Here is a 21567-nt window from a genome sequence, read left to right on the forward strand (position 1 = left end):
CGATGCCCTCCCGCCTCCTGCCCCTCGCCGGCCTCGCCCTCGTCGCCGCCCTCCCCCTCGCCGGTCTGAAGCCGTTCTGGCTCACGCTCCTCACCTATGCGGGCCTCTCGGCCATCGTGGTGATCGGCCTCGTGGTGCTCACGGGCATCGCCGGGATCATGTCGTTCGGGCAGGCGATGTTCGTCGGCATCGGCGCCTATGCGAGCGCGCTCCTGAGCCTGCGCCTCGGCCTCCCGCCTTGGCTGACCCTGCCGGCCGCGGTGGCGGCCGCGGGCCTCGCCGCCCTCTGCGTCGGGGCGATCACCCTGCGGCTGTCGGGACATTACCTGCCGCTCGGCACCATCGCCTGGACCATCGCCTTCTTCTACGCGCTCGGCAACACGGACGCGTTCGGGCGCTTCGACGGACTCGCGGGCCTGCCGCCGCTTACGCTCTTCGGCACCCCGATCACCAGCGGCCCGTCCCTGTTCTGGCTCGTGTGGCTCAGCCTCGCCCTCTGCATCCTCCTGACCCGCCGCCTCCTGCGCGCACGCGCCGGCCGGGCGATCCGGGCGCTCAAGGGCGGCGCCGTCGCGGCCGAGGCCTTCGGGATCGACACGGGCCGCACGCGCATCGTCGCCTTCACGTATGCGGCGATGCTCGCGGGCCTCTCGGGCTGGCTCTACGTCCAGGTGCAGCGGGCCATCAACCCGACCCCCTTCGGCCTCAACGCCAGCATCGAGTACCTGCTGATGACGGTTCTCGGCGGGGCGGGCTCGGTCTGGGGCGGGGTGTTCGGGGCGACGCTGGTGACGGTCCTCAAGGACCAGCTCCAGAACGTGCTGCCGCTCCTTCTCGGCACGCAGGGCAACTTCGAGGCGATCGTGTTCGGCCTGCTGTTCGTGCTGATCCTGCAGCGGGCGCCGGACGGCCTCTGGCCGCTGCTGACGCGGCGCGCGACGCCGCTGCCGCCGCGCCACCCCGAGACGGACGCCGTCCTCCCAGCGCGACCGTCCGCGCCGGCGGGCACTCCCCTCCTCGACGCGCAGGGCCTGCGCAAGAGCTTCGGGGGCCTCGTCGCGGTCGACGGCATCGACCTCGCGGTGCGGGCCGGCGAGATCGTCGCGCTGATCGGCCCGAACGGGGCGGGCAAGAGCACGACCTTCAACCTCGTCACCGGGGTCGCGCGCTGCGATGCGGGGCGCATCACCCTGTTCGGCCGCGAGGTTGCGGGGCAGCCGGCCCGGGCCATCGCGCGGCTCGGCGTCGCCCGCAGCTTCCAGCACGTGAAGCTCGTCGGCGGCATGTCGGTGATCGAGAACGTGGCGCTCGGCGCGCATCTGCGCGGCCGGGCGGGGGCGTTGCGCGGCGCGCTCGGCCTCGACCGCACCGAGGAGGCCGCGATCTTCGCCGAGGCGCGCCGGCAGCTCGCGCGGGTCGGGCTCGCCGAATTCGCCGAGCGGCCCGCCGGGAGCCTGGCCCTGGGCCAGCAGCGCATCGTCGAGATCGCGCGGGCGCTGTGCCTGTCGCCCGCGCTGCTCCTCCTCGACGAGCCGGCCGCGGGCCTGCGCCTGCGCGAGAAGCAGGCCCTGGCCGATCTGCTGCGCCGCCTGCGGGCGGACGGGCTCGGCATCCTCCTCGTCGAGCACGACATGGATTTCGTGATGGGCCTCGCCGACCGGCTCGTGGTGATGAATTTCGGCGCCAAGCTCTGCGAGGGGCCGCCCGCCGCGATCCGCTCCGACCCGGCGGTGATCGAGGCCTATCTCGGGCGCGCCGCATGAGCCCGCCGCTCTTCGAGGCCCGCGACGTCCGGGTGGCCTACGGCAAGGTCGAGGCGGTGCGCGGCGTGTTGCTCACGGTCCCGGCGGGCCGCGTCGTCACGGTGCTCGGCGCGAACGGGGCGGGCAAGACCACGCTGCTCAACGCGCTCATGGGCATCCTGCCGGCCAGGGGAAGCATCCGCTTCGAGGGCCGGGACCTCGCGCGGCTCCCCGTCGAGGAGCGGGTGGCGGTGGGCCTGAGCCTGATCCCCGAGCGGCGCGAGCTGTTCGGGAGCATGAGCGTCGAGGACAATTTGCGGCTCGGCGCCTTCCGGTTCCGGGGCCGCGGCGGGGGCGGCGACCTCGACGCGATGTTCGCGCTGTTTCCGCGCCTGAAGGAGCGCCGCCGCCAGCTCGCCGGCACGCTCTCGGGCGGCGAGCGCCAGATGCTCGCCATGGCCCGCGCCCTGATGGGCCGGCCCCGTCTCCTCATGCTCGACGAGCCGAGCTTGGGGCTGGCTCCTCTCGTCGTCGCGGAGGTGATGCGCAAGGTGGCGCACCTGCGCGACGAGGGCGTGGCCGCGCTTCTCGTCGAGCAGAACGCCCGCGCAGCCCTGCAGGTGGCGGATTACGGCTACGTGCTCGACGGCGGCGCGGTGGTGCTGGAGGGGCCGAGCGCGGCGCTCCGGGCCGACGAGCGGGTGGTCGAGACCTATCTCGGCGTGCTCTCGGCGGATCAGACCGCGCCGGAGGGGCCCCTCCCGCGCGGGTGATCCGGTTTCCGGACGGAGCGTTCGCCAACCGGATCATAGGGTCTCCGCCCCTTCCCCGCACCCTCTTTCCGGGCCCGTTCGGGCCTGCACGACTGCAGCGCCAGCGGAAGGAGAAGGCGAGAGGAAGCCGGGCGAGCCGACGGTCTCCGGACGGTCCGTCCGGAAACCGGATCAGGTGCCACCGGCCGGGCCGCCCCTGACGGATGAAGCGTCACGAACCGCCCTGCGGAGTGCCGCATCCCAAGGTGGCGAGTTCTCGATTCCCAGGATCCCTTCCGCCTCGCGGCGTCCGGCTTCCGCGGACTGCGATCCCGGCTCAATGCGCCCCGACCCGGCGCGCCGGCACGATGTCGTTCGCGATCACCTCGCCGAAGGGGCCGTCGTTGCGCGCCACCCGGGGGCCGGTGCCGGTGGTGCTGCGCAGGGGCAGCTTCGGGAAGACCAGCTCGGCGAAGCGATAGGCCTCCTCCAGATGCGGGTAGCCGGAAAGGATGAAGCGGTCGATGCCGAGATCGATGTACTCCTTCATCCGGTCGGCCACCTGATCGGCCGAGCCGACGAGGGCGGTGCCCGCGCCGCCGCGCACGAGGCCGACCCCGGCCCACAGGTTCGGCGAGACCACGAGCCGGCCGCGGTCGCCGCCGTGCAGCGCCATCATGCGGCTCTGCCCGACCGAGTCCTGGCGCTTCAAGGTCTCCTGCGCGCGGGCGATGGTGGCGTCGTCGAGCCGCGAGATCAGCGACTCGGCCGCCTCCCAGGCCTCGCCTTCCGTCTCGCGCACGATCACGTGCAGGCGGATGCCGTACGAGAAGCTCCTGCCCCGCCTCGCGGCGGCCTGCCGGGCGCGGGCGATCTTGTCCGCCACCTGGGCCGGGGGCTCGCCCCAGGTGAGATAGACGTCGCAATGATCGGCCGCGACCTCGATGCCCGCATCCGACGAGCCGCCGAAATAGAGCGGCGGATAGGGGTCCTGCACGGGCCGGAAGATCAGGCGCCCATCCTCGGCGCGCAGGTGCCTGCCCTGGAAGGTGACGCTCTCGCCCGCCATCAGGCCGCGCCAGATGTGCAGGAACTCGTCCGTCACCGCATAGCGCTCGTCGTGGCCGAGGAAGACGCCGTCGCCGCGCAGCTCCACCGGGTCGCCCCCCGTCACCACGTTGATGAGGAGCCGCCCGTCCGAGATGCGGTCGAGCGTCGCGGCCATGCGGGCAGCCATCGAGGGCTCCTGCAGGCCGGGCCGGACGGCGACGAGGAAGCGCAGACGCTTGGTGAGCGGCGCCAGCGCCGAGGCGACGATCCAGGAATCCTCGCAGGAGCGGCCGGTCGGCAGCAGCACGCCGAAATAGCCGAGTTCGTCGGCCGCCTGCGCGATCTGGCGCAGATAGGCGAGCGAGACCTCGCGGGCGCCCTCGCTGGCGCCGAGATAGCGTCCGTCGCCGTGGGTGGGCAGGAACCAGAGGACATCGGTCTGTGCGCTCATCGGCGGTCTCCACACGCAGCCACGGCGCCTCCGGCCCGGTCGGAGACGCCCCGAATTTCCTCAGAAAGCCGCCGCATCGCGGCGTCCTTCCACGACAATGATCGCCGTCTCGACAGATCTGGAACGATCTCGCCGGGCGTATCCAACTGTCTTGGATGATCTTTCACAGGAAATAGAGGCGGATGCCGATCCAGTCAATTTCACATTATGGTGCGATTGGAGCCATTTATGCTATTTATTCGGCAGCGTGGAGAAATCGATTCTCCATAAATCGGGATGCCAGCGGTCTTTCGTCGCGATCGTCAGCGAGAGTTCGGCCGTGGCGGGTCTTCCGGACCGCGGTGCCCCCGAACGACGACGGGCCGCACCGGGCGGCTCAGGCGGCTGCGCGCAGTGCCGCCACGATGGCGCCCTCCAGGGCGGCGGGCCGCGTGCGCGGCGGGTAGCGGCCGATGACGCTTCCGTCGCGCCCGACCAGGAACTTGGTGAAGTTCCACTTGATCGACCGGGTGCCGAGGAGCCCCGGCCGCGCGCGCTTGAGGTAGACGAAGAGCGGATCGGCCCCCGGCCCGTTCACCGCCACCTTGGCGAGCACCGGGAAGGAGACCGCGTAGGTGAGGCGGCAGAAGCGGGCGATCTCGTCGGCATCGCCGGGTTCCTGGGCGCCGAACTGGTTGCAGGGGAAGCCGAGCACCACGAGGCCCGCCGCCCTGTGCCGGCGCCAGAGCGCCTCCAGCCCCTCGTATTGCGGAGTGAAGCCGCAGCGCGAGGCCGTGTTGACGATGAGCAGGACGTGGTCGCGGTAGGCGGCGAGCGGGTGCGGCGTGCCATCGGCCGCAGCGGGGGAGAAGTCGTAGATCGCGGTCATGCGGTCGGCGGCTCAGGCCTGTCCCAGGGGGGCCAGTTCTCCGCCCGACCATGCGGCAAGGCAAGACCCCGGGGGCGCTCACGGCAGCTCGCGCACCACCCGGAAGCCGTTGGCGTAGTAGCGGATGTCGTGGTCGTAGCGGAACCGGGCGCCCGAGCGCGCGGTGGCGGAGCGGCCGGTGAAGGAGCCGCCGCGCAGCACCCGCAGGTCGCATTGGCCGCTGCGCCAGGCCGACCCATCCGTGGGCGCCCCGCGATAGCCCATGTTCCAGCAATCCTCGACCCATTCGGCGGCGTTGCCGGCGGTGTCGTAGAGCCCGAAGCCGTTCGGCCGGTAGGAGCCGACGGCGGTTGTCCGGTGGGCCGGGCTCTGGGTGCAGTCCTCGCAATTGGCCCGCCCGCTCCCCACCGTGGAGCCCCACCAGAAGGGCGAACTCGCCCCCGCCCGGGCGGCATATTCCCACTCGGCCTCGCTCGGCAGGCGATAGGTCTGGCGCGTCTGGGCCGAAAGCCAGCGCAGGTAGCTCTGCGCGTCGTCGTAGCTCACGTCGATGACCGGGCGGTCGCCGCGCCCGAAGCCGTGGTCGTCGATATCGGCCTTGCAGCCGCCGGCGGCGACGCAGGCGTCCCACTGCGCGAAGGTCACCTCATGGCGCCCGATGGCGAAGGGCTTGCGGATGGTCACGCGGTGGGCGGGCTTCTCGTACGGGGCATCGCCGCCCATGACGAAGTCGCCGGGCGGCACCACGACGAGTTCCGGACAGGTCGGGCAGTCCTGGAAGGTCTCGCCCGGCTTGGGCAGGCTCCCCGGCGGCGGTGCCTCCGCGACGGAGGGGGGTGCGGCCTGACGCGGCGCCGCGCCGGGTGGCGGGGTTGCGCCCGCAGACGGCGCCGGGGCGGGAGGCGGCGCCTTGGGGGCCATGCCCGGCGCGACGAAGTAGAAATCCTCCAGGAGCGAGGAGGAGACCCAGGGCACGCGCTTCGCCCCGGTCGCCCGGGCGACCGCCATGCGGGTGCGGGCGAAGGCCTGTTCGGCGCTCAGGTCCGGCGTCGCAATCTGGCGCAGCAGCTCGCGCACGAACAGGCTGCCGTCATCTGCCTCCTCCGGCGGCCTGTCGAGGGCGGCGCTGAAGATCGCCAGCATGCCGTCGTGCATCTCAAGCGCCGCCAAGCCCTCGGGCGGGCGCCGGAAGGTCTCCTCGAAGGGATTTCGGCGGGCGGCATCGATGATCACGATTCGGGGTGACGCGCCGCGCCGCGCGAACTCGGCCTGGATCGAATCAAGCTCGAGGCCCTCCTGACGCACCTGGATCTCGGAGCGCACCGTGGCGCCGACCGGGATCAGGAAATTCTGCTGGCCGGAGCGGATCGCGTAGCCGTTGTAGAAGAACACCACCGCCGAGCCGCGGCCCACCCGGGCCGTGACCTCCGCGACGCGCTGCTGCATCTGGGCCTTGGTGAGATTCTCCCCCGCTTCGACGTCGAAGCCCAGCCGCGCCAGCTCCTCGGCGACGAGGCGCGCGCTGCGATTGGTGCCGAGGGGGTCCGGGCCGCCGCCCGCATAGGCCGAGTTGCTGAGGACGAGGGCGAGCCGCGGGCTCGTGTCGGTGACGACCGCCCGGCTCTGCGCCGCGGCGGCGCCGATGCCGATGACCAGCCAGAGCAGGATGACGACGCTGCGCGCGGCCGCTCGCGCCGCGGCGTCCCTCCCGATTCCGTCTGTGCTCGCTCCGCAGAACCACGTCATCATGCAACCCGCAGCACAGCCAACAACGGATTGCCGGAGCGTCATAGGGAAAAACTCAGATAGCGGCATTTTGCCGCATCACAAAACGTCTCTCGACTGACGACCGGGCAGTAAAACATCATCTTGTGCTTTGCATGCGGGTGATCATCTGGTGAGATCTGACTGTCGCGACCGACCGGACAGGGAGAGGACGATGCGACCGATCAGGCTTGTGCCGGTCCTATTGATGAGCCTGCCGGCTCTCTGCCTGTCGCGGCCCGGCACCGCGCAGGAGGCGCTGAAGGGTGGGCCGTCCCCGGCGCCGGCCGGGGCGAGCGTCTACTTCGTGGACGTGAAGGACGGCGCGGTGATCCCGCCCAACACGACGATCCATTTCGGCCTGCGCGGGATGGGCATCGCGCCCGCCGGCATCCAGCGCGACAATGCCGGCCATCATCACCTGCTGGTCGACACGGAGCTGCCGAATCTCAGCGAGCCGATCCCGAACGACTTCAACCACCTGCATTTCGGCGCCGGCCAGACCGAGGCGGAGCTGAACCTGCCCCCCGGCGAGCATACCCTCCAGCTCCTGCTGGCAGACCACAAGCACATCCCGCACACGCCCCCGATCTTGTCCGAGCGAATCCGCATCGTGGTGCGCGAGGGCGCCCCCGTGCCGGGCGTCGCCGCGCGCAAGCCGGGGACGCGCCATCCCTCGCCGAAGGGCGCCAAGGTCTACATCGCGAGCCCGCCGAACGGCGCCGTCGTGCCCCGGACCGTGCTGGTGCGATTCGGTCTCATCGGCATGGGCGTCGCGCCGGCCGGCGTCGTGAAGGCCAATACCGGCCACCACCACCTGCTGATCGACACGCCGCTTCCGCCCCCCGACCGGCCGATCCCGAACGACTTCAACCACCTGCATTTCGGCGCCGGCCAGACCGAGGCGCGCGTGACCCTGACCCCCGGCCGCCACACGCTGCAGCTGCTCCTGGCGGACGAGGATCACGTGCCGCATGATCCCCCGATCTACTCGAAGCCGATCCGGGTGCTCGTCACCGTGTCCGGACGGCCGCCCCGGGCCCGGGTGGCACGGCCCGTCCGGCCCTGACCACCCCGCGTGCGGCCCGGCACATCCGCCTGCGCCGAAAACTGAAATGGTCCGGATCACGGCAACAGGAGGCGTCGATGACCCTCACGATCTTGGACCCCCGCACGGGGACGACGGTGAAGATGTGGTTTCCCGACAAACCGGCGCAGCCGCAGCCGGCGCCCGCGCGGGTGATCCCCCACCCCGCCAAGGCGAGGGCCTGACCGCCGACGACGCAGCGGAGACAGCCCCCGGGAGGCAGAGGAACGATCGGCGGGGCGTGGCGACCCCATGCCGCCGCGAGCGGAGGCCAGCGATGCAGAGGTGGATCCTCGCGCCCGTGTTGGTACTGGCCGGGTTCCTCGTGATCACCACGAACGGCGTTGCGGCGGAACGCCGGGTGGCTCTTGTGATCGGCAATTCCGCCTACCGTTCGGTCCCGGTGCTCGCCAATCCGGGCCGCGATGCCGCCGCCGTGGCCGAGATGCTGCGCCGCGCCGGCTTCGATTCGGTGGAGCTGCGGCAGGATCTCGGGACCGTCGAGCTCAAGCGCGCCACGCGCGAATTCATGCAGACCGCCCGCGAGGCGGATATCGCGCTCGTCTATTTCGCCGGCCACGGCATCGAAGTCTCGGGCATCAACTATCTCATCCCGACCGATGCGCGGCTCAAGAGCGACTTCGATGTGGAGGACGAGGGCCTGTCGCTGGAGCGCGTGGTGCGCGCCATCGAGCCCGCGCGGCGGCTGCGCCTCGTCATCCTGGATGCCTGCCGCAACAACCCCTTCAATGCCGCGATGCAGCGGATGGTGAGCGTGCGGGCGGTGGCGAACGGCCTCGCCAAGGTCGAGCCCGCGGTCAGCGACACGCTCGTCGCCTTCGCGGCGCGGGCGGGCTCCGTCGCGGAGGACGGCGCCGGCGAGCACAGCCCCTTCACCACTGCGCTCCTCAAACACCTGCCGGTGCCGGGCCTCGACGTGCGGGTCGCCTTCGGGCGAGTGCGCGACGAGGTGCTGCGGCTCACGGGCGGCAAGCAGGAGCCCTTCGTCTACGGCTCCCTCGGCGGCGCCATCACGGCCCTCGTCCCGGACGACAAGACCCTCGACCCCGGCGGCGCGGAGCGCGCGCAGCGGGAGACCCGGCGCGACTACGAATTCGCCGAGCGGGTGGGCACGCGGGAGGCCTGGAGCTCCTTCCTGGCCGCCCATCCGACCGGGTTCTACGCCGATCTGGCGCGGGCGCAGGTGGCCAAGCTCACCGGCAGCACGGGGACGGCGGCGGTGCCGCCGCCGCCACCGCCACTGCCCGAGCGCAAGCCGCTGCCGCAGACACGCCCGATTCCCCATGATCCGGCGACGGCCGCGGTGGCGCCGGGTCCCGCGGCCCAGCCGCCGGGCGCCGGGCGGGCGGGAGCCTGTCAGCGGGATGCCGAGACGCTCGCTCGCCTGCGGGCCCGCCGCGTGCCCGACGAGATCCTGCGCTTCCAGCGCGAGCTGGTCTGCGACGAACTGCGCCCGCAGGTGGCACGCCTGATCGAGAGCATGGAGCCGCCGGACGGTCCGGCCCGGCCGAAGCTGGTACCCGATCCGGTTCCGCCGCAGCCCTTCCGCGAGCCGGATCCCGCCTCGCCCGCGCTGGCGCGGGCCACGCCCTCCGCCTCGAGCTGCGAGCAGGAGGCGCAGACCCTCGCGACGCTGCGCAACACCCGCGACAAGCGGGCCATCGACCGCTTCGCCCGCGACCTCACCTGCCAGGATCTGCGTCCGCAGGTGATGCGGCTGCGCGAGAGCGTGGACGACGAGTGATCCGGGTTCCGGACGATCGGTTCGGAACCCGGATCACCAAGCCCGCGCGGCGCGGAGCAGAGCTCCGCGCCTCCCTGAGCGGAGCCGAAATCCGCATTGCCGCGCGATTGCGACAGCAATCGCCGAGCAAGCGATCGGATTTCGGATGAGCCGGCCCCGGCGGCGCGGCGGGGCTCCGCGGCGCGATGGCGGGCGATGGCGCGATGACGATCCCCGGGCGATTGACTTGCGACGTCTCTGACCTCATCCAGCATCCGTCCCGGCGTCCCTCCTTCAACGCCGCGCGGAGCCACCCATGAGCCGCACTCCCCTGCAGCGCCCCAGCGTCTTCATCGACGGCGAGGCCGGCACGACCGGCCTCGGCATCCGCGAGCGCCTGGAGGCCTTCGACGACATCGCGCTGCGCTCGATCCCGCACGAGCAGCGCAAGGATCCGGCGGCCAAGCGCACGCTCTTGGCCGAGGTCGACCTCGTGGTCCTCTGCCTGCCCGACGACGCGGCCAGGGAGACGGTCGCGATGGCCGACGGGCTGCCGGGCGGCGGCCCGCGCATCCTCGATGCGAGCACGGCCCACCGGGTCGCCCCGGGCTGGACCTACGGCTTTGCCGAGATGACGCCGGACCAGCGCGCGGCCCTGCGCGCCGCGCGGCGCGTCGCCAATCCGGGCTGCTATCCGACCGGGGCGATCGCGCTCCTGCGGCCGCTCGTCGATGCGGGGCTGATCCCGGCCGACTTCCCCGTAAGCATCAACGCGGTCAGCGGCTATAGCGGCGGCGGGCGCAAGATGATCGAGGCCTACGAGGCCGGCACCGCCCCGGCCTTCGAGCTCTACGGCCTCGGCTTCGCCCACAAGCACCTGCCGGAGACGCAGACCTACAGCCGCCTCACCCGGCGGCCGATCTTCATTCCCTCGGTCGGCAATTTCCGGCAGGGGATGCTGGTGTCGATCCCGCTCCACCTCGATGCCCTGCCGGGCCGCCCCACGGCAGGCGACCTCGAAGCGGCGCTCCAGGCGCGCTATGCGGGCGAGGAACTCGTGCGCGTGGTGCCGGGCGCCGAGGACGGCGCGCATCGCGAGCGCATCGAGCCGGAGGCGCTCAACGACACCGACCGGCTGGAGCTGCGGGTGTTCGGCTCGGACGCGCAGGCCCAAGCCGTGCTGGTCGCGCGGCTCGACAATCTCGGCAAGGGCGCCTCGGGTGCGGCGGTGCAGAATCTGCGCCTGATGCTCGATCTCGCCTGAGGAGGTGGCGATGTCGGAGAGCCGGCCGCCCTTCCCGCCCTACACGGCCGAGACCGCCGCCCGGAAGGCCCGCGCGGCGGAGGATGCCTGGAACCACCGCGACCCGGTGCGGGTCTCGCTCGCCTACACGCCGGACAGCCGCTGGCGCAACCGCGCGGAGTTCTTCTCCGGGCGCGAGGCGATCGTGGCCTTCCTCGAACGCAAATGGGCGCGCGAACTCGACTATCGCCTGATCAAGGAGGTCTGGGCCTTCCACCAGAACCGCATCGCCGTGCGCTTCGCCTACGAGTGGCATGACGATTCCGGGAACTGGTTCCGCTCCCACGGCAACGAGCAGTGGGAGTTCGACGACAGCGGCCTGATGCGGCGGCGGGAGGCCTCGATCAACGATGTCCCGATCCGCGAGACCGACCGCAAGTTCCACTGGCCGCTCGGACCGCGGCCGGAGGGGCATCCGGGCCTGAGCGACCTCGGCCTCTGATCCTCCGGGGAGGTGCTCCCGGTCGGCCTCTGCGCCAGATCGCCTCTTGCGGCGAGCGCGCCATCGCGGGATGGGCAGGCTTTCGCCTCCGAGGAGCCCCGCGCATGAGCATCGCATCCGCCTTCCCGTCGCCCGAGGAAGCCGTCGCCGCCATCGGGCGCTGGCTTGCCGTCGAGAGCCCCACCGACGACGCGGCGGGCGTCAACCGGATGATGGATCTCGTCGCGGCCGAGGCCGACGGGGCCGGCATTCCCTGGGAACGGATCGGCGGCCGGGACGGGCTCGGCGACAGCCTGATCCTGCGGGCCGGCCCGCACCGGTCCGGGCCGTCGCTGCTCGTGCTGTCGCATCTCGATACGGTGCATCCGCTCGGCACGCTCGATGCGGACCTGCCGGTGCGGGTCGAGGACGACCGGCTCTACGGGCCGGGCGTCTACGACATGAAGGGCGGGGCGTGGCTCGCCCTGCAGGGCTTCGTCGCGGCTGCAAAGGGCGGCGCGGCGGAGCGGCCCCTGGTCTTCCTGTTCACCAGCGACGAGGAGATCGGCTCGCCGACGACCCGGGGCCTGATCGAGGATCTCGGGCGGCAGGCCGCCGCGGTGCTCGTGACCGAACCCGCCCGCGACGGCGGCAAGGTGGTGACGGGCCGCAAGGGCGTCGGCCGCTTCGACGTCCATGTGGAGGGCCGTCCGGCCCATGCCGGCAGCCGCCACGCGGACGGGCGCAACGCCATCCGGGAAGCGGCCCGCCTCATCCTCGAGATCGAGGGCATGACGGATTACGCGCGCGGCATCACCACGACGGTCGGGCGCATACAGGGCGGAACCGCCGAGAACGTGATCCCGCAGCATTGCCGCTTCACCGTCGATCTGCGGGCAGTGACGGAGGAGGACGGGCATGCCTGCGAGGCCCGCATCCTCGGCCTTCGCGCCGCACCGGACTTCTCCGTGACCGTGACCGGCGGCATGAACCGCCCGCCCTATCCCCGCTCCGAGACGACCGGCCGCCTCTACGACCATGCCCGCCGGCTCGCCGAGGCCGAACTCGGCCTCTCCCTCGGCGAGGTGCCGCTCACGGGCGGCGGCTCGGACGGCAACTTCACGGCCGCGCTCGGCATCCCCACCCTCGACGGCCTCGGCATCGACGGGGACGGCGCCCATACGCTGCGCGAATACGGCCTGATCCCGTCGATCGCGCCCCGCACCCGGCTGATGCAGCGGCTGCTGGAGACTCTGTAGGGCGGATCAGGCCGCCCGGTTCGCCGGGTGGTCCTCCACGAGCGCGACGACGTCGTCCCAACGCGACAGGAAGGCCTGCACGCAGGCCGGATCGAAATGCGAGCCCGCCTGCTCCTCCAGGAAGCGGCGGGCGCGGTCGAGCGGCCAGCCGGGCTTGTAGACCCGCGCCGAGATCAGCGCATCGAAGACGTCGGCCACCGCGGTGATGCGGCCGGGCAGCGGGATCGCCTCGCCCTTGAGGCCGCGCGGATAGCCGGTCCCGTCCCAGCGCTCGTGGTGCGTGAGGGCGATCTCGGCCGCGAGCCGTAAGAGCCGCGAGGGGCTGTCGCTCAGCATGCGGTAGCCGCGCATGGCGTGCTGCATCATCTCGGCCCGCTCTTCCTCGGTGAGCGGGCCGGGCTTGCGCAGGATCGCGTCGGCGACGCCGATCTTGCCGATGTCGTGCATGGTCGAGGCGAGGGCGATGTCGTTCGCCTCCTCCTCCGGCAGGCCGAGTCCGTCCGCGATGGCGATGACGCAGCCCGCCACCCGAGTCAGGTGGTCCCCCGCCTGGTCGTCGCGGAACTCGGCCGCCAGCATGAGCCGCTGGATGATCTCCCGCTCGCGCCGCGCGCTCTCGACGCTCACCCGCTGCATCTCGCGGGCAAGCCCGTCGGCCTGCGCCGCCACCCCCTGCGCCCGCGCGAGCGCGATCAGGTTGCGGGCGCGGATCTGCAGGTCGAGACCGTCGAGGGGCGGCAGCACCACGTCGGTGGCGCCCGCCTCCAGGGCCCGGCGGCGCGTCGCGGCCGGATCGCCGCTCGCCAGCACCATGAGCGAGGTTTGCGCAAGGTGCGGCAGCCGGCGCAGCTCGCCCACGAGGCCGATCCCGTCGAGATCCGCCGCGTCCTCGATCATCACGAGATCCGCCGCCTGCCGGCCGAGCGCGTCGCGGGCGGCCTCGGTATTCCTCAGCACCAGGGTCGGAAAGGCCGGCGAGAAGATCCGCGCGAGCGGGGTCGGGTCCGGCCGGGCCGTGACGATGACGACGGAGGGATCGGCGGCTGGAATCATGCGCGTCGAATCTCGTGCCCGACCCATCCGGTCCGGCGGCATGGCGCCACTGTCGCGGGGTTTGCTGAACCGTTCTTTAAAGAAAATGTACCGGCGATCAGATCGCGAAGTCTCCGGCCCGCGGATCATGCGGGAAGATCCGGGCCGCTTCGGCCTGACGGCACAGATCCTCCACAGTGACGGCATCGAGGGTGGCGAGAAAGGCCTGCCCCGCCGCGGCGAGCAACGGATCGACGAGGGCCGCCGCGACGGCGGGCTTGTCCGGCTCCGGGCCTTCGAGGCTCAGCACGGCCCGGGCGACGTCGCCCGCGCTGATGCGCCGCCGCTCGCGGGCGAGTTCGTACCCGCCATGCGGGCCGCGCAGACCTTTCAGCAATCCGTGGCGCACCAGCGCCTGCAGCACGGTCTCGAGGTGGCGCGGAGGCAATCCGTGGCGCGCGGCCAGCGCCTTGGCGCTCACGGGCTGGGGCCGCGCGTGGAGCGCGATGTCGATCACCGCCGCCACCGCGAGGGCGAGACGCGGCGGCGCCAAGGCCGGACGGGCCTCGGGCATCTCGGTCTCGGGCCGGGCCGTGCGGGCCCTGGACGAGGATTGCGCCATCCCCTCCCCTCAGCGAAGGCCGGTCGAACCGAACCCGCCCGCCCCCCGCACCGCCGCCTCGCCCGAGAAGCTCTCGACGACGCGCAGCCCCGGGCGGGTCACGCGGGTGAAGACGAGTTGCGCGATGCGCTCGCCGGGCGCGATCGTGAGGGCGGAGCCGGATCCCGGCGGGTTGCGGTTCCAGACGGAGAGCATCAGCGGCCCTTCGTAATCGGCGTCGATCACCCCGACCGTGTTGCCGAGGACGAGCCCCTCGCGGTGGCCGAGACCGGAGCGCGGGAACACGAGGGCGCACCAGCCCGGATCCCGGATCGCGACCGCGAAGCCCGCGGGCACCAGGGCCGGCGCGGCCTGCGGCGCGAGGGCGAGCGGCGCGTCCAGGCAGGCATGGAGATCGAGCCCGGCGGCGAGCGCCGAGCCCCAGCGCGGGAAGCCCCAGCCGGGCAGGCGCGGGTCGAGGATGCGAACCTCGACGGCGAGGTCGTCCGCCCTCATGCGCGCCGCGCCCCGATCCGGGAGCCTCGACGAAAGGGCAGATCGGGCATGGACGATCCCTCGCGCTCGCGCATCATCCGACGAATCGGATCCCGGTTCGTCGCAGAGAATGCGGCATGATCAATCATCTGGAGCGGGGTCCGGCCCAGCCGGAACGAACCCCGCCCGAGGAGAGCACCTTATGCCCCGGAGCGGGGGCCGGCGGCTACACCCGGCGGGCTCGATGAGACGCTCTGCGAACGCTCCGTTCGCAGAGCGATCACAGGGTCTCCGCCCCCTCCCTCTTGCATGTTTGACGGGCCGACCAGCGCACCAAGCTGTGAGGTGCGTCGCGGCCGGTGGCCACCGGCCGCGACGCGGGCGGCCGGGATCGATCTCCCTCTAGGATTGGCACCGTGGGAAAGCAGGATCCGGCCGCCCTCTGGCTCTTGTCCTGAACAGATGCTGGGGAGCAAGTCCCGTATGCAAGGCAAGGAAGTGTCCAAACAAGAGACCGCGGGCAAGTCTAGCGTGGGGATCGACGTCAGCAAGAGCTGGCTCGACGTCCACGTCCTCCCCTCCGGCCAAGCCCAGCGGTTCGCCAATACCGAGGTCGGCATCCGGCAGCTCAAGCGCTGGCTTGGGCGCTTTGCTCTGGGGCTGGTCGTGGTCGAGGCCACCGGCAAGTGGCACCGCCAGACCCGCCGCAGCCTGCATGCCTCGGGCCTGCCGGTCGCCGTCGTCGATCCGTTTCGGGTGCGCATGTTCGCCAAGGCGCAAGGCATCTGGGCCAAGACCGATCGGCTCGATGCCCGCGTGCTGGCGCAGTTTGCCGCGGTGATGGCCCCCCCGCAGCGCCCGCCGGCCTCGGACGCGCTCGAAGCGCTCCAGGAACTGGTCGCGGCCCGCGACAGCGCCGTGGCCGAACAAACCGCCCTCAAGAACCAGCTGGCCGCGGCCGCAAGCCCGTTCCTGATCCGCCAGCTCCAGGACCGTCTGGCCAGGATCGCCGCGGACATCGAGGCCCTTGCCGGCGAGATCCGCCGGCTCATCGCGGCCGATCCCGGACTGGCCCGGCGGCATGCCATCCTGGTCTCGATCCCCTCGATCGGGGACACGATCGCGGCCACCCTGGTGGCCAGCCTGGCCGAGCTGGGCACCTGCAGCAGCCGGCAGATCGGCCTGCTGGCGGGCCTGGCGCCGGTCGCCGACGATTCCGGCGCGCGCCAGGGCGTGCGGGTCATCTGGGGGCGGCCGCCCGCCCGTGCGCCGCGTCCTCTACCTCGCGGCGCTCTCGGCCGCCCGCCACAACGCCGGCCTGAAAGCCTTCCACGAACGCCTGATCGCCAACGGCAAGAAGCCAAAGTGCGCCATCATCGCCGTGGCCCGCAAGCTCGCCGTGCTGGCCAACAGCCTCATCGCTCAGGACCGCCTCTGGACGCCAAATCAGCCCCAACAGGCTTGACGCCAAACACAGATGCTTTCCCGGACGACTGCAGCGCCAGCGGAAGAAGATCCGAGAAAGGGCGGAGCGGACATCCTCGCCTGGGCCGACGCGGTCTCAAGCGAAACTGAGGTCTCGAGCGAAACTGAGGTGCGTGGAAGCCGACCCACTCCTCATGCTGAGGTGCTCCGAAGGAGCCTCGAAGCACCCCGGACCGGTGATCCCGGCCACCCGCGTCTCAGATCAGCGGTCAGGCATGCTTCGAGGCAGCCTGCGCGATCTTCGATCGCCTGCACCTCAGCAGGAGGAGCGGGGTTGGCTGCCACGGAAGGAAGTGTCGGTCAGCCGGCTTCATCCGTCAGGGTCAGCGCAGCCGGTGGCGACTCATCCGAGCCGCGAGGCCAGCGTCCGGGCGAAGGAATCGATATGGGCCGTCATCGCGGCCGCGGCTTCCTCCGGGGAGCGGCGGCGCAGGGCTCGGCGGATCGCCTCATGCTCCTCGGCCACCTCCGCCAGATGGTGGCCGGTCGCGAGGGACAGGGCCCAGAACCGCACCGAGCGCCCGTGCAGCCCGTCGAGGATCTCGGCGAGCACGCGGTTGCCGCTCGCCTGCGCGATGACCGCATGGAAGCGGCGGTCGGCCTCGATGATCGGATCGAGATCGGCGAGCGGGCCGGCCGGCAGCGCGTCGAGCAGCGTATCGAGCCGCCCGAGATCCGCTTCGCCGATCCGCGCCGCCGCGCGGGCGGCGCAGGCCGGCTCCGTGAGGCGGCGCACCTCGATGAGCTGCGTGAACTCGTCCATCGACAGGGGCTGAACCAGCACGCCCTTGCGGGGCAGGATCTGCACCAGTCCCTCGTGCATCAGCCGATGCAGTGCCTTGTTCACGGGCGTGCGGCCGATGTCGAGTTCGGCACAGAGGGCCGCCTCGCTCAGCGCGTCGCCCGGCTTGAGGCGAAGCGCCAGGATGTCGCTCTTCAGACGCCGGTAGGCCCGCTCGTTCTCCGAGATCGAAGGGTGCTCGCCCGCTCTCATCCGCCTCGCCGCTCCGCAGCACTGCCGGAGCCGGCTTACCACAGCTTGTGAAATTTCACAGGCATGGTACTTGCGAGGGCAAACGCCGCAAGGCCACGTCTTGGCCGCAGGAGAAGCGCGATGCAGCGGGTGGAACACGACGTCAGCACGGCCGAGCTGGAGGAGGGCTATCGCCAAGCGACCCTTCGGCTGATCCCCTTCCTGGTCTTCCTGTTCATCCTGGCCTGGATCGACCGGGTGAACGTGGGCTTCGCCAAGCTCCAGATGCTGTCGGATCTGCAGTTCAGCGAGGCGGTCTACGGCTTCGGCGCCGGGATTTTCTTCGTCGGCTACTTCCTGTTCGAGGTGCCGAGCAACCTGCTCCTGGAGCGCATCGGCGCCCGCAAGACGCTGGCGCGGATCACCATCCTGTGGGGCCTCGCCTCGATGAGCCTCGCCTTCGTGCGCAGCGAATGGGCGTTCTACGCCGTGCGTTTCCTCCTCGGCGTGTTCGAGGCGGGCTTCTTCCCGGGCGTCGTCCTCTACCTGACCTACTGGTTCCCGAGCGCCCGGCGCTCGCGCATCAACGGGCTGTTCATGACCTCCTTCGCGATCGCCGGTATCGTGGGCGGGCCGATCGCCGGACTGATCATGGGCACCATGGGGGGCGTGGCCGGGCTCGCCAACTGGCAGTGGCTGTTCATCCTCGAAGGCATTCCCTCGGTGGTCGCCGGCCTCGCGGTGCTCGCCCTGCTGCCGGACCGGCCCGAGAAGGCCCGCTGGCTCAGCGACCGCATCGCCGCCGCCATGAGCGCGCGCGTCGCAGCCGAGAGCCGGGCCGCCGGCAAGGAGGCGAGCTTCCGGGCCGCCCTGCGGGACGGCCGGGTGTGGCTCTGCGCCCTGATCTACTTCTGCATCGTCAGCGGCAACGCCACGATCGCGTTCTGGACGCCCTCGATCATCAAGGAGATCGGCGTGCGCGATCCGATCGCGATCGGGTTCCTGGCGGCGGTGCCCTTCGTCGCCGGCACGATCGCGATGGTCTGGAACGGCACCCATTCCGACCGCAGCCGGGAGCGGCGCCTGCACTGCGCCGCCGCGAGCCTGGTGGCGGCCGCGGGCCTCGCCGCGACCGGCGCGCTCATCGGGCAGGCCTCCCTGGCTCTGACCGCCCTCACGGTGGCGGCGATCGGCATCCTGGCGGCCTTCCCGGTGTTCTGGTCGCTGCCGCAGACCTTCCTGGCCGGCACCGCGGCGGCGGGCGCCATCGCGGCGATCAACTCGATCGGCAACCTCGCGGGCTTCGTCGCGCCCTACATGGTGGGCCTGTCGACGACCCTGACCGGCGCCTCGACGAACGGCCTCTACTTCGTCGCCGGCCTCGAATTCCTGGCCGCAATCCTGGTCTTCGGTTTCGCGCGCTGGCGCGAGAGTTCCGGCGCCGCGCTCGCGCCCGCAGCACCCTGAGGAGTTCGCCCATGCTGACCTTCCGCCGCAGCGCCGGGGGGCGCGAGGACCGGATCGCACTGACGCCGCAGGCCCTGGTGATCGGCGGCTGGGCCGGCCGGGACGAGGCGGCGATCCGCCACCACATCGAGGAACTGGCCGCGATCGGGGTGCCGCGGCCCTCCTCGGTGCCGGTCTACTACCGGGTCGCGGCCGAGACCCTGACCCAGGCCCCGCGCCTGAGCGTGCTCGGGCCGGACACGTCGGGCGAGGCCGAGCCGGTGGTGGTCTCGCTCGCCGACGGGCTCTGGCTGGGGCTCGGCTCCGACCACACCGACCGCAAGGCCGAGACGATCGGCATCGCCCTGTCCAAGCAGCTCTGCGGCAAGCCGATCGGCACCGAATTGTGGCGGCTGGACGAGGTCGAGCCGCACTGGGATGCGCTGATCCTGCGCTCCTTTGCCACCATCGGGGGCGAGCGGCAGCTCTATCAGGAGGGCCGGCTCGCGGCCCTGCGCACGCCGCGCGACCTGATGGCCCGCAACCCGGACGGGCCGGATCTGGCCCCCGGCACGGTGCTGTTCGGCGGCACCCTGGGGGCGATCGGCGGCATCCGCCCGGCCTCGCGCTTCGAGATGGAGCTCGAGGATCCGGTCCTGGGCCGGCGCCTGACCCACGCCTACGACGTCGTGGTGCTGCCGGTGGTCTCCTGACGCCGTGCCGGAGCTGTTCTGGGCGACGCTCGCCGCCAAGATGGCGGCGAGCGCGGCCGTGGTGGTGATCGCGTCCCGGGCGGTGGAGCGCGCGAGCCCCCTCGTCGGGGCGATGATCGCAACCCTGCCGCTCTCGGCCGGCCCCGCCTACCTGTTCCTGGCCCTGGAGCATGGGCCGGACTTCGTGCGCGAGAGCGCGGTGGCGAGCCTGCCGGCCGCCGCCGCGACGGGCCTGTTCATCCTGGTCTACGCCGCCCTCGCGCGCCGCCGCGGCCCGGTCCCGAGCCTCGCCGCAGCGCTCCTCGTCTGGGGCGCGGCGGCGCCCATCCTGCGCCACCTCGCGCCGGGTCTTGCGGCGGCGGCGAGCCTGGCCACGCTCGTGCTCCTCGCCTGCATGGCGGCGGGGCGGGCGATCCGCCCCCACGGAAAGGTGCCGCAGCGGCGGGGCCGCCAGCGCGACGTCGCGATTCGCGCCGGCATCGTCATGCTGCTCGTGGCGGTCGTCGTCGTCGCCGGCCGGGTGGCCGGACCGGGCCTCGCCGGAACCCTCGCGCTCGCCCCCGTCGTCATGGTGAGCCTGGCGGTGATCCTGCATCCCCAGCTCGGCGGACAGGCCGCCGCGACGGTGCTGATCCTGAGCCTGCCCGGGATGCTCGGCTTCGTGGCCGCCCTGACCCTGCTTGCGCTGACGGTCGGACCGCTCGGACCGGCGATCGGCCTGCCGCTCGCCCTCCTCGTCACCGTCACCTGGAACCTCGCCATCCTGGCGGCGAATCACCTGACGCCCCCGCGCCCCGTGGAGGACACGCCGTGAGCCGCGGCTCCCCGCACCGCCTCCGCGCCGGCTGCGAACACCACCTGTGCGGCGTTGCGCCCGCGCCGATACGCGCGGGCTCCATCGGGGCCGGCATCGATGCCGGCCTCACCTGAACCGGCTTCCGCAGAGCGAGGCGGCTGCTATGGTGGCGCGGCTGCGTTTCATGGCCGCTCCCGAATCCCTCACGGAAGCTCTCCGATGCCCTACGCCCTGCCCCGCCGCCCGCATCTGCGCCTCGCCGCGCTCCTTCTCGCCACGGCCCTGCCGCTCGCCGGCCAGCGGCCTGCCGCGGCCCTCGAAGCGCCCCAGCCGGGCGCCGTCGCCACCCGCAAGGCGAACGTGGTGATCCTGGCCACCGGCGGCACCATCGCGGGTGCCGGCGCGGATGTCAGTCAAAGCGCCACCTATCAGGCCGCCAAGGTGCCGGTGGACAAGCTGATCGCCTCCGTGCCGACCCTGGGGCAGGTCGCGAATGTCCGCGGCGAGCAGGTCTTCCAGATCGCCTCGGAGAGCTTCACCAACGCGCAGCTCGTCACGCTCGGCAAGCGCGTCTCCCAACTGCTGAAGCAGGATGACGTCGACGGCGTCGTCATCACCCACGGCACCGACACGCTGGAGGAGACGGCCTTCTTCCTCGACCTCGTGGTGAAGAGCGACAAGCCGATCGTGGTGGTGGGCGCGATGCGGCCCTCGACGGCGCTCTCGGCGGACGGCGCCCTCAACCTCACGGATGCGGTCGTCACCGCGTCGAGCCCGGAGGCCCGCGGCAAGGGCGTGCTCGTGACCATGAACGACGAGATCCAGGCCGGGCGCGACGTGACGAAGCGCGTCAACATCAAGCCGAGCGCCTTCTTCAGCCAGTGGGGCCCGCTCGGGATGGTGGTCGAGGGCAAGACCTACTTCTTCCGCGCGCCGGTGAAGCGCCACGGCACGGCGTCGGAGTTCGACATCGAGAAGATCGACGCGCTGCCCGAGGTCGCCATCGTGTACGGCTCCGGCAACATGAGCCCGACGCCCTACGCCGCCGCCGTCGAGGCCGGCGCCAAGGCGATCATCCATGCGGGCACCGGCAACGGCTCGGTGGCGGGCTACCTCGTCGACACGCTCAAGGACCTGCGGTCGAAGGGCACGCTGATCATCCGCTCCTCGCGCGTCGGCGACGGCTTCGTGCTGCGCAACGCCGAGCAGCCCGACGACAAGTACGACTGGGTCGTTGCCCACGACCTCAATCCGCAGAAGGCCAAGATCCTGACCGCGGTCGCGCTGACGCAGACGAATGACACCAAGGAGCTGCAGCGCATCTTCTGGGAATACTGAGCGTCCGAGCAGATCCCGGATCGGTTCGCCACGGCGCTCCGGCGAGAACCCGCACCACAAGAACAAGCCGGAGCGCTCTGCTTCGACGTGGATGCCGATCCGGCGTGCAAGCGCATGTGACGCAAAGTCCCGCAGACCTTCCCCGATCCGGCGCGACCGGACAAGGCATCGAGATCGGGCCATGCGGGGGCGGCGTCACGCCGTCTGCGAGGCATCGTCTTGAGGCGGCGTTAATCGGCTTGCGCGA

Annotated in this window: 19 protein-coding genes and 1 pseudogene; 13 read left to right on the plus strand and 7 right to left on the minus strand. The window is 71.8% G+C overall.

The window, feature by feature from the left end:
• The first annotated feature begins 2 nt into the window (after nucleotides 1–2).
• Entirely contained in the window at nucleotides 3–1763 is a 1761-nt protein-coding gene (locus MNOD_RS25220) for a branched-chain amino acid ABC transporter ATP-binding protein/permease (protein ID WP_015931783.1), read from the plus strand.
• Nucleotides 1760–2515 (plus strand): ABC transporter ATP-binding protein, encoded by a 756-nt coding sequence (locus MNOD_RS25225; protein ID WP_015931784.1) that lies wholly within the window; start codon nucleotides 1760–1762, stop codon nucleotides 2513–2515. Before MNOD_RS25220 ends, MNOD_RS25225 begins: the two co-directional genes overlap by 4 nt.
• Before the next feature lie 316 nt (nucleotides 2516–2831).
• Here the strand turns inward: MNOD_RS25225 and ssuD are convergent, their stop codons facing one another.
• From ssuD to MNOD_RS25240, 3 genes are all read right to left on the minus strand, one after another.
• The gene (gene ssuD / locus MNOD_RS25230; protein ID WP_015931785.1) at nucleotides 2832–3995 is read right to left on the minus strand and encodes an FMNH2-dependent alkanesulfonate monooxygenase; all 1164 of its coding nucleotides are present in this window, start codon (nucleotides 3993–3995) and stop codon (nucleotides 2832–2834) included.
• Nucleotides 3996–4371: 376 nt separating this feature from the next.
• Nucleotides 4372–4863, minus strand: coding sequence for a glutathione peroxidase (locus tag MNOD_RS25235; RefSeq protein WP_015931786.1), 492 nt, complete (start codon nucleotides 4861–4863; stop codon nucleotides 4372–4374).
• 78 nt (nucleotides 4864–4941) lie between these two features.
• Nucleotides 4942–6612 carry an SUMF1/EgtB/PvdO family nonheme iron enzyme gene (locus MNOD_RS25240; RefSeq protein ID WP_244424559.1) on the minus strand — a complete coding sequence of 557 codons (1671 nt, stop codon included), beginning with the start codon at nucleotides 6610–6612 and terminating at the stop codon, nucleotides 4942–4944.
• 190 nt (nucleotides 6613–6802) lie between these two features.
• Here MNOD_RS25240 and MNOD_RS25245 point away from each other — a divergent pair, with 190 nt between their 5' ends.
• From MNOD_RS25245 to MNOD_RS25265, 6 genes are all read left to right on the plus strand, one after another.
• Nucleotides 6803–7696, plus strand: a complete 894-nt coding sequence (locus MNOD_RS25245; RefSeq protein WP_015931788.1) for a DUF4399 domain-containing protein — start codon at nucleotides 6803–6805, stop codon at nucleotides 7694–7696.
• Between the two features lie 77 nt (nucleotides 7697–7773).
• Nucleotides 7774–7899 carry a hypothetical protein gene (locus MNOD_RS50075; protein WP_015931789.1) on the plus strand — a complete coding sequence of 42 codons (126 nt, stop codon included), beginning with the start codon at nucleotides 7774–7776 and terminating at the stop codon, nucleotides 7897–7899.
• A 92-nt stretch (nucleotides 7900–7991) separates the two neighbouring features.
• A complete protein-coding gene (locus MNOD_RS25250) occupies nucleotides 7992–9479 on the plus strand; it encodes a caspase family protein (protein WP_015931790.1) in 1488 nt (495 codons plus the stop codon).
• Between the two features lie 295 nt (nucleotides 9480–9774).
• Nucleotides 9775–10722, plus strand: a complete 948-nt coding sequence (gene argC / locus MNOD_RS25255; RefSeq protein ID WP_015931791.1) for an N-acetyl-gamma-glutamyl-phosphate reductase — start codon at nucleotides 9775–9777, stop codon at nucleotides 10720–10722.
• 10 nt (nucleotides 10723–10732) lie between these two features.
• Nucleotides 10733–11203, plus strand: coding sequence for a nuclear transport factor 2 family protein (locus MNOD_RS25260; RefSeq protein ID WP_015931792.1), 471 nt, complete (start codon nucleotides 10733–10735; stop codon nucleotides 11201–11203).
• Between the two features lie 104 nt (nucleotides 11204–11307).
• On the plus strand, nucleotides 11308–12441 hold the full coding sequence (locus MNOD_RS25265) for a M20 family metallopeptidase (protein WP_015931793.1): 1134 nt from the start codon (nucleotides 11308–11310) through the stop codon (nucleotides 12439–12441).
• A 6-nt stretch (nucleotides 12442–12447) separates the two neighbouring features.
• On the opposite strand, the gene MNOD_RS25270 is transcribed toward MNOD_RS25265, so the two are convergent.
• The 3 genes from MNOD_RS25270 to dut all read right to left on the minus strand — a co-directional run bounded on the left by MNOD_RS25270 (nucleotide 12448) and on the right by dut (nucleotide 14590).
• The gene (locus tag MNOD_RS25270; RefSeq protein WP_015931794.1) at nucleotides 12448–13494 is read right to left on the minus strand and encodes an HD-GYP domain-containing protein; all 1047 of its coding nucleotides are present in this window, start codon (nucleotides 13492–13494) and stop codon (nucleotides 12448–12450) included.
• A 97-nt stretch (nucleotides 13495–13591) separates the two neighbouring features.
• Nucleotides 13592–14095 carry an RrF2 family transcriptional regulator gene (locus MNOD_RS25275; RefSeq protein ID WP_015931795.1) on the minus strand — a complete coding sequence of 168 codons (504 nt, stop codon included), beginning with the start codon at nucleotides 14093–14095 and terminating at the stop codon, nucleotides 13592–13594.
• Nucleotides 14096–14104: 9 nt separating this feature from the next.
• A complete protein-coding gene (gene dut, locus MNOD_RS25280) occupies nucleotides 14105–14590 on the minus strand; it encodes a dUTP diphosphatase (RefSeq protein WP_015931796.1) in 486 nt (161 codons plus the stop codon).
• 462 nt (nucleotides 14591–15052) lie between these two features.
• Between dut and MNOD_RS25285 the strand changes: the two are divergent.
• Nucleotides 15053–16034, plus strand: a pseudogene (locus tag MNOD_RS25285) (IS110-like element ISMno29 family transposase).
• Between the two features lie 363 nt (nucleotides 16035–16397).
• Here MNOD_RS25285 and MNOD_RS25290 read toward each other — a convergent pair.
• Nucleotides 16398–17048 carry a GntR family transcriptional regulator gene (locus MNOD_RS25290; protein ID WP_015931798.1) on the minus strand — a complete coding sequence of 217 codons (651 nt, stop codon included), beginning with the start codon at nucleotides 17046–17048 and terminating at the stop codon, nucleotides 16398–16400.
• 120 nt (nucleotides 17049–17168) lie between these two features.
• Between MNOD_RS25290 and MNOD_RS25295 the strand changes: the two genes are divergently transcribed.
• From MNOD_RS25295 to MNOD_RS25310, 4 genes are all read left to right on the plus strand, one after another.
• Nucleotides 17169–18494: an MFS transporter gene (locus MNOD_RS25295; protein WP_015931799.1), complete on the plus strand. Its 1326-nt coding sequence runs from the start codon at nucleotides 17169–17171 to the stop codon at nucleotides 18492–18494.
• 11 nt (nucleotides 18495–18505) lie between these two features.
• The gene (locus MNOD_RS25300; RefSeq protein WP_015931800.1) at nucleotides 18506–19186 is read left to right on the plus strand and encodes a DUF2848 domain-containing protein; all 681 of its coding nucleotides are present in this window, start codon (nucleotides 18506–18508) and stop codon (nucleotides 19184–19186) included.
• Between the two features lie 4 nt (nucleotides 19187–19190).
• Nucleotides 19191–20000, plus strand: a complete 810-nt coding sequence (locus MNOD_RS25305) for a hypothetical protein (RefSeq protein ID WP_015931801.1) — start codon at nucleotides 19191–19193, stop codon at nucleotides 19998–20000.
• Nucleotides 20001–20201: 201 nt separating this feature from the next.
• A complete protein-coding gene (locus MNOD_RS25310) occupies nucleotides 20202–21320 on the plus strand; it encodes an asparaginase (protein WP_015931803.1) in 1119 nt (372 codons plus the stop codon).
• Nucleotides 21321–21567: the final 247 nt, after the last annotated feature.

The organism is Methylobacterium nodulans ORS 2060, assembly GCF_000022085.1.
Classification (GTDB): domain Bacteria; phylum Pseudomonadota; class Alphaproteobacteria; order Rhizobiales; family Beijerinckiaceae; genus Methylobacterium; species Methylobacterium nodulans.

What these genes read in the sequence shown, in the direction of transcription:
- MNOD_RS25220 (WP_015931783.1), top strand. Translation starts at nt 3, where the DNA reads ATGCCCTCCCGCCTCCTGCCCCTCGCCGGCCTCGCCCTCGTCGCCGCC.
- MNOD_RS25225 (WP_015931784.1), top strand. Translation starts at nt 1,760, where the DNA reads ATGAGCCCGCCGCTCTTCGAGGCCCGCGACGTCCGGGTGGCCTACGGC.
- ssuD (WP_015931785.1), bottom strand. Translation starts at nt 3,995, where the DNA reads ATGAGCGCACAGACCGATGTCCTCTGGTTCCTGCCCACCCACGGCGAC.
- MNOD_RS25235 (WP_015931786.1), bottom strand. Translation starts at nt 4,863, where the DNA reads ATGACCGCGATCTACGACTTCTCCCCCGCTGCGGCCGATGGCACGCCG.
- MNOD_RS25240 (WP_244424559.1), bottom strand. Translation starts at nt 6,612, where the DNA reads ATGATGACGTGGTTCTGCGGAGCGAGCACAGACGGAATCGGGAGGGAC.
- MNOD_RS25245 (WP_015931788.1), top strand. Translation starts at nt 6,803, where the DNA reads ATGCGACCGATCAGGCTTGTGCCGGTCCTATTGATGAGCCTGCCGGCT.
- MNOD_RS50075 (WP_015931789.1), top strand. Translation starts at nt 7,774, where the DNA reads ATGACCCTCACGATCTTGGACCCCCGCACGGGGACGACGGTGAAGATG.
- MNOD_RS25250 (WP_015931790.1), top strand. Translation starts at nt 7,992, where the DNA reads ATGCAGAGGTGGATCCTCGCGCCCGTGTTGGTACTGGCCGGGTTCCTC.
- argC (WP_015931791.1), top strand. Translation starts at nt 9,775, where the DNA reads ATGAGCCGCACTCCCCTGCAGCGCCCCAGCGTCTTCATCGACGGCGAG.
- MNOD_RS25260 (WP_015931792.1), top strand. Translation starts at nt 10,733, where the DNA reads ATGTCGGAGAGCCGGCCGCCCTTCCCGCCCTACACGGCCGAGACCGCC.
- MNOD_RS25265 (WP_015931793.1), top strand. Translation starts at nt 11,308, where the DNA reads ATGAGCATCGCATCCGCCTTCCCGTCGCCCGAGGAAGCCGTCGCCGCC.
- MNOD_RS25270 (WP_015931794.1), bottom strand. Translation starts at nt 13,494, where the DNA reads ATGATTCCAGCCGCCGATCCCTCCGTCGTCATCGTCACGGCCCGGCCG.
- MNOD_RS25275 (WP_015931795.1), bottom strand. Translation starts at nt 14,095, where the DNA reads ATGGCGCAATCCTCGTCCAGGGCCCGCACGGCCCGGCCCGAGACCGAG.
- dut (WP_015931796.1), bottom strand. Translation starts at nt 14,590, where the DNA reads ATGAGGGCGGACGACCTCGCCGTCGAGGTTCGCATCCTCGACCCGCGC.
- MNOD_RS25290 (WP_015931798.1), bottom strand. Translation starts at nt 17,048, where the DNA reads ATGAGAGCGGGCGAGCACCCTTCGATCTCGGAGAACGAGCGGGCCTAC.
- MNOD_RS25295 (WP_015931799.1), top strand. Translation starts at nt 17,169, where the DNA reads ATGCAGCGGGTGGAACACGACGTCAGCACGGCCGAGCTGGAGGAGGGC.
- MNOD_RS25300 (WP_015931800.1), top strand. Translation starts at nt 18,506, where the DNA reads ATGCTGACCTTCCGCCGCAGCGCCGGGGGGCGCGAGGACCGGATCGCA.
- MNOD_RS25310 (WP_015931803.1), top strand. Translation starts at nt 20,202, where the DNA reads ATGCCCTACGCCCTGCCCCGCCGCCCGCATCTGCGCCTCGCCGCGCTC.